General features: G+C 30.2%; 5 protein-coding genes. 2 read left to right on the top strand and 3 right to left on the bottom strand.

The features are described 5' to 3' along the window. Positions 1-514: MFS transporter (locus ACVC2P_RS04485; RefSeq protein ID WP_452597287.1), on the top strand; the 514-nt coding region annotated here is incomplete at its 5' end. A gap of 17 nt (positions 515-531) precedes the next feature. Beyond that, positions 532-1,440, top strand: coding sequence for a glycoside hydrolase family 17 protein (locus ACVC2P_RS04480; protein WP_452597286.1), 909 nt, complete (start codon positions 532-534; stop codon positions 1,438-1,440). 311 nt (positions 1,441-1,751) lie between these two features. Here ACVC2P_RS04480 and ACVC2P_RS04475 read toward each other — a convergent pair whose 3' ends face one another. The 3 genes from ACVC2P_RS04475 to ACVC2P_RS04465 form a co-directional block, all read right to left on the bottom strand. After that, the gene (locus ACVC2P_RS04475; protein WP_452597285.1) at positions 1,752-4,553 is read right to left on the bottom strand and encodes a CHAT domain-containing protein; all 2,802 of its coding nucleotides are present in this window, start codon (positions 4,551-4,553) and stop codon (positions 1,752-1,754) included. 97 nt (positions 4,554-4,650) lie between these two features. After that, on the bottom strand, positions 4,651-6,405 hold the full coding sequence (locus tag ACVC2P_RS04470) for a hypothetical protein (protein ID WP_452597284.1): 1,755 nt from the start codon (positions 6,403-6,405) through the stop codon (positions 4,651-4,653). Positions 6,406-6,409: 4 nt separating this feature from the next. Continuing rightward, a partial coding sequence (locus ACVC2P_RS04465) for a T9SS type A sorting domain-containing protein (RefSeq protein WP_452597283.1) occupies positions 6,410-7,651 on the bottom strand: 1,242 nt, incomplete at its 5' end.

Here is a 7,651-nt window from a genome sequence, read left to right as displayed (position 1 = left end):
AACGGATATAGGTAAAAGCTTAAATTCTGGTATTGGTGCTTTATTCGAATCATTAAATCCTATGTTAGACAGCATTGGTATGTCTTGGTTTAGTATAGACCCTGGTAGCGAAATCCCATGGCTTATATTTTTACCAATTCCATTATTTGCTTTTGGAATGGGAGGTTTATTCACATTAATGATGTCTATGACTGCAGATGTTTGTGATTTAGATGAATTAGAAAATGGTATGCCTAGAAAAGAAGGTACTTTTGGAGCTATTTATTGGTTAATGGTTAAGATTGGACAATCTATAGCACTTGTTCTTGGAGGAGTGATTTTAAGTATTGTTGGGTTCGATCCTAATGCGACAGAACAATCAGTAGAAACAATGACTAACTTGAGAATAGCAGATATTGTTGTACCGGCTTTTACAGCAGGACTAGCCGTATGGGTTATGTGGAAATATAATTTAAATGAAGGGAGAGCTAGAGAAATAAAAGCTGAACTTGTTAAGCGAAGAGGAGAATTATAAATAATAATAGAAATAGAATGTCATATAGAGGAAATCATAATTACTTATTAAACAACACCAATTTCAACAAGCATAACGGTGTAAATTTTAATGAATATTCTAAAGAAGCATTAGTACAATTGTGGAGAGAAACTTTAAAAAGTGGCATGCATGGATTATGTTTTAGTATGTATGAAGATGGTCAAGAACCTGGAGATACTATTACAGAAGCACAAGTAGACAGGCGCATACAAATTATAAAGCCTTATACAAAGTGGGTGCGCTCGTTTTCTTGTATTGAAGGTAACGAACACATACCTCGAGTAGCTCACAAACACGGTATAAAAACATTAGTTGGTGCTTGGCTAAGCGACGATTTAGAAAAAAATGAAGAAGAAATAGAGGCTTTAATAAAATTGGCTAAAGAAGGTTGTGTAGATATTGCTGCGGTTGGTAATGAAGTGATGTATAGAGAAGAATTAACTGAAGAACAATTGCTAGAATATCTCTATAAAGTAAAAAAAGCTTTACCAGAAATTCCTATTGGTTATGTAGATGCCTATTACGAATTTTCTCATCGTCCAAAAATCACAGAAGCTTGTGATGTTATTTTATCCAATTGTTATCCCTATTGGGAAGGATGTAGTATAGAAGATTCACTAAACCATATGCAGCAAATGTTTGGGCAAGCAACTAGTGCTGGACATGGAAAAAAAGTAATTATAACTGAGACAGGGTGGCCAAGTGAAGGAAGCAGTTTAAGAGGAGCAGTAGCCTCTAAGGAAAATGCAATGCGTTATTTTATTAATGCCCAAATGTGGTGTAAAAAAGAAGGTATCGAATTATTTTATTTTTCATCTTTTGATGAATCTTGGAAAGTAGGAGATGAAGGAGACGTAGGCGCCTATTGGGGGCTTTGGGATAAATACGAAACGTTAAAGTTTTAAATGGTTAACCAATAAGGTATTAAATAAAATATTCTGAAAAACTCTAAAAACAGCTTGTGTAAAGAATACCGTTTTTACAGAATAATAATCTGTAAACTTTAGTGTTAAAATAGGGTATATATATTATACATAAATAATTTATTATAGCTTATATAAGACTGTAAAGTGAGAATTATTGCGTATATTGCATAAGTGAAAATATCTTTAAAAAGAATTTTTACTATCTAAAGACTTTTTTTGAGGGACTGAGTCTTTATATAAAACCATCCATACTTATGGGTGGTTTTTTAGTTATTATATAAATTAAAATTTTACAGAGTTTTCTTTATAAAACGGTATAAATAAATAAAAACTAGTATAATAATTATAGAAAATAAAATATAATTAATTATTGGTAATTTACTTTGTGTTTTAAAAGGAATGCTATTGGTGTTTCCATTAACAACAAAACCAGCCCAATAAAAAGGCTTTGTTAAGTTTACGTCTGTAGTTTGTTGTAAATAGTCTTTTTTTGCATTAGCTAGTGCTTTAGCTTTATTTTCTCCTTTTTTTAAATGATTATAAAAACTAATCATTATAGTTTTGGTAGTCTTATCGGGAACACTCCATAGACTAGCTACGTTTGAAGGGACTCCAGCAAATGTAAAAGCCCTACTTAAAGAAGTAATGCCGTTGTTGTTTTTAATAAAGTCTTTGCCCGTATTGCAAGCACTTAATACAACTAAATCTGAATTTAATTTTAAACTATACAACTCCTCTAAATACATTTTATTTTCTTTAGTATTTTCTGAAAAGGAGAAGTGACTTAGTTCAGGCATCACCGTATTTATATTAGCATGCATTGCTAAGTGTATAACTTTTGATGATTTACTATTTTTAATAAAGTTTTCTTTAGAAGCATCATTTGCTTCAAAATGTTTGGTTTTAAATAATGTTTGTAATGCTTTTGTTTCCTCTTTTGCACCTTTAAGATGATAATTTTGGTCTCTATAATGCTCTGATAAATTATTTTTAATGACGTAGTTTGGAGTAAAGATTAGTAAATCGTTTTTTTGATGATTTGCTTGTTCTTTTTTAGTATTTAAAAACACTAAATGTGGTGAGTATGCAATAGACTTTATTTCTACTAAATACTGTTTGTTATTATTTACTAAAGTTTCAAAGGGTAGGTGACTTATGCTAACATCGGGTATAATTGTTAGTGTTTTATAGGTTTTTATACTAAGTGGAATGAGGGCATTATATAAAACATTAGCTAAACTTATATTATCGCCCATATTACTAATTGTTTTATAGTAGGTGTCGAGTTGTTTTAAAATAGTTTTAGCGTTATTAATTTCAAAATAATTAATACTATCTTTTGTTACTGTAAATAAAAATAACGCATTATTACACTTCTTATACCTTAAAATTAAGGCATCATTAGCCATGTTTTTTTGTAAATCTTCTATGTTATAATTTTCGTAATTAAAAACACTAATTAATGGATATTGTGTCTTTATATTGTATAAGTGATCGTTAAGTTTATTTTTTAATAATTGTATTGCTTCTTTATTTTTAGATTTTTTTGCATTTACAAGTTTACTTCTTAGTTCAATTTCTTTATACTGGAGAGAATCGGGTATAATAGATGTTTTTAATTGTCTATTTAAATTAAAATGTTTCCAAGCTAATCTATTCTCTATAGTTTCTATAGTATTTAGTATTGTTTTTGGTGAAATATTAGAGTTATAACCAAGCCCTTTTGTTTTTAAAATACCTTTAATAGCTGTATCGTAATAGGTTTTTAACTTATTGTTTAAATAACTTTCTTGATAACAGTTTTTAAACTGTTTTAACCCATTATAATATAGTTTAGATGCTAGAGAGGTTACAATAGAATCTTTTGGATATTTTTTTACAATAATATCCGCCATTTCAACTAGTAACCCAGTTTCGTTTATATCTTGACTTGGTGAAAAATTTGAAAAATCTTGGCGTAAAGGAATAGAATCTGTATGTATTTCATTTATTACCTTATTTAAAAAACGTAAAGCTTTTTCTTTTTTATTTAATGCTAAAAAAATATTGACTTTTTCTGCATAAAAAAAAGAGAGCCTATGGTCTTTTAGAGGAACTTTACAAATAATGTTATTTAATATGTTAAGCGCGTGATGGTATTTTTTATCTAGTTTATATGCTTTTGCTTTATTAAATAAAAATTGGGTATAGTTATCAATATTGGTTTCTTTATCTATAGTCCTTATGGCATTATCTAAATAATAATGTGCTAATTTAATATCCTTTTGCGATACGTTACTTTTTCTTAAAAAAAAGTCCCCTGAATAATTTAAAGCAATAGCATACATTAAATTTTCTGTAGGATTAAACGCTTTATTCTTTTTTAGCTCTAAAAAAGCTTTAATAATATTTGAAAGTTCTATTTCATCTTTAGTTGAAAATTCTATTTTGTTATTAATAATAGTACTTTTTTTATATAAAAATAATACAGGCTTAGAAGCCGAATTATTGGTGTTAATAAGCTTGTCTTTGTGTTTATTATATAAACTATAAGCCTTTTGTATATAGTCGTTAGCTTTTTCATTAAAACCATAATATGACGCCTCACCAGCAAGATCGGCATAAATAGAAAGTAGATAATCATAATCTGGTTTACTAACAGATTTTAACACCTCTAATGCTTTTTGTGAACTTTTATAAGCAAATAATCCAGCACCTAAACTATATTCAGAAAAAGCACGCTCGTAATACATTTTTCCTTTATGATTTTTTCCTTCGTCTGTATCAGGGCAGTTTGCTATAGCTTTATTGTAGGAAACAATAGACGCTTTATAGTGCTCTAAATAATATTGTGAAGCGCCTTTATAAAAATATAACTCGGCTAGAGCCAAACTGTCATTTGCAGTATTCAACACCTTTTGTTGTTTAATTAAAGCATTACATTTGGTAAGAGAACTATTATAATCTCCATTATTATATAAGATAATAATATTGTCTAACGCAGTCGTTTTAAGTTCCTGTGCTTTAATAAAGAAAGGAATACACAGAATTAACAATAGATATAGTTTAGAGTTTGCTTTATAACAGTTAAAATGTGAGGTATAGATTTGCAAAATGTACTATTAATAAATTGAAAATATTGTATAATGTTTAGTTGAAGTAAGATAATAAAAACCTTTCTTTTTAAACTTTAAATAAAACGTATTCTTGTTAATTGCTTTCGTATTGGATAATTATAGATTTTAAATGTGTATTTACTGGATCCCAGTTTTGTCCATTTAGGGGTACAACACGTACTACATAAGAGTAATTAGCATTGTTGACTACAATAGAGAGTCCAGATATAATTTCGGTTCTATTGCTACTAGAAGAACCAGAAGACGTTGCAGTACTAATAGTAGATATTATATTTGAGTTATTATTAACACGCGTTAAAGAAAATTGAAAATTTGTAGTATTAGAATTATCTAAATAATTAACCGTATAACCAGTAATAACAGAATTATCAGGAATATGTATAACACCAGTTACAGCTCTTTCAGGAGTATTGTCTAGTAGTTTAACAGTACTATAATTACGTCTTAATTCGGCATCAGGAAAACTAGCCTCAAAATCATAAGGACTAATAGTGTAATTTTGAGTCGTGTTTGTTGTAGTTATTAAGTCGCCGTTGGCATTAACTTTTACATTGCGAGTATCTGTGCCAGATAAATTTTGAATATTTACAATACCATTTTCCATGACTTTAAAAATAGTATTCCTATTGGCATTTACAAGCCCAGAGTTTCCGTTTCCAATCATAAATAAGGCATTGTCATCGGCTTCATTAAATTTTCCAATGGCTGTAGAAGAGTTGCCAGAAGCAATAGTATTTTGCCCTAAAGCAGTAGAATTTACTCCAGAAGCTAAGGTGTTTTTACCAAAAGCGGTAGAAAAAACACCTACATTATTGTCGTCCCATGTAGAGCCACCTAATATGTCATTAGACCAACCAGCTCTAAAAGCACCTTTAGATTTGTTAAAGTATAATCTAGAATTATCATAACTTATTTCATCTTGATTATTGAATTGATTGGCTCCTAAAATTAAACTACCGTTTTCTGTAATTAAAAATGCATTTTGTCTTGTTGCATCATCAGTACCATTTCCTATAATAAATAAAGCATTAGTTTTTTCTATATTATATTTTCCAGAAATAAGTTGGCCAACATTATTCGATTTAGTTCCTAACCCAGTAGTTAATGATGCATAGCCATTTGCAGCTGTATTAACACCAGTTGCCATAGAATAGGAGGTAAGTGCTTCTGTATTATACCCAAAAGCAGTAGCGCCTATGCCGCTGGCCTTTGTGTTTCGTCCACCAGCAAAAGAGTATAAACCTCTATTGCTATCGTTCCATTGTGTACCATCTACAGTGCCAGCTCTAAAAGCAACTTTACTTTTATCAAAAAACAATCTGCTATCTAAATTTATATTATTAGAATCTTCTGTGTTGTTGCTACCAATTATAAAATCGGCATTAGTGTTAATTCCAGAAACTACATTAGGGCTTGTTTCTGCAAATGGGCTTGAGTTTGCTGTGTTTTCTGCATATAAAGCATAAGGGACAGCTCTAAACTCGCTAGTACCAATGGTTACAAAACCACTACCAGTGTCTATTTCTGTTTTTAAAAAATGTTTATCTAACCCCCAATTTATGGTTGTAAAGTCTCCTGTTATATTTACACCTTCACCTATATTGGCTATTAAAAGACCATAAGTATTGGTATTGGTAGTGTGGGTTTCTTTGTAAACTTCTACAGTAGCACTAGCGCCTTCAAGAATTGTAAATTGTACTGTAACCGATTGGTCTATTACAAGTTCTCCTCCTGCATCTCTCACTACAGCTTGATAATTAAACGATTGAGAAAAACTAGAAGAAACCATGCCTAGAAAGAGATAAAATAGTATAGTTTTAACAGACATAATGCTATATTTTTATAAATTTAAAAGAGTGTTCTTTTTGGTTTTGTATAAAATTTATAATGTAAATACCTTTTTTTAAGAAAGTTACATCAATAGAGTTATTAATTGGGGCTACCTTATTCTCAGTAATGAGTTTACCCAATACATCGTAGATTGTGTATTTTGTAGGCGAAACTAAGGCATTGATATGCAGTTGAGATTGGGTAGGGTTGGGGTAAACTGAAATTTGAGGAGTGTTGAAATCTATAACATGTAAAGTGCTATCAAACAAGCTAGTAAGCTCGTTGCCATTACCTGTTTTTAAAGCTGTAAACCATAGTTTTTGATTATATAATACAAGACTCCCAGATGATGTTTGTATTAGTTCTTGAGTACTATTAGTAAGTTGAAATGTGCCAGCTGCTGTGCCATTTGTAACCCAAAGCTGTTGAAAATTATGATAAAATAATTTGCCATTATATATTGTAGCATTAAAAAATTGTAAAGACTCCCCTGTAGCAGTTGTACTAACAGCTTTTATAGTGCCAGAAGTAGTGCCATCGGTTTTCCATAATTCCTGATCTGAAGTCGTATTATCTGAAGCAGAAAAATAAAGCTCATTATTATATATGGTAAACTTTGGGCTATTAATACCACTAGCAAGATTATCTGTATTGATGTCTTTTATTAAATTAACAGTAACACCATCGGTTTTCCATAACTCTCTACCAATAATTTGATTTGTTGTACTATTATAGCTTCTAGCTGAAAAATACAACTCGTTATTAAAAATAAAGAAATCTGAAGGATTACTACCTAAACCAAAAAATGGATTTAAATTGTTAGGAAATATATCAAACTTTAGTGCTGTTCCTGCAAGAGTACCATCTGAAGTCCATATTTCAGACCCAAATCCATCACTATCAGCACCAGAAACAAAATACAAAAGATTGTTAAATACTTTTAAGTCATTAATTCCATTTAGCCCGCCTTTAACCATTTGTGTATTAGCAGTAGTACCATCTGTTTTCCAAAGTTCATGTGTACTACCACGCAATACAGTAAAATACAATAAGCCATTGTAAACAGTACCTAGCTTCTGCTTTCCGGCTGTACTAAAATATACTGGTACTCCATTTGTTGTGTCTTCAAAGTTTTTTAAGCTTACAGTACCAGTTGTAGTACCGTTAGTTCTCCAAAGCTCTATAGAAGACGCTGTTGAGCCTCTAAAATAAAGTTCTCCATTATATTCTAAAAAAACTTCTTT

Source organism: Pontimicrobium sp. MEBiC01747 (genome assembly GCF_053601635.1).
This window is presented reverse-complemented; position numbering and strand designations above follow the sequence as displayed.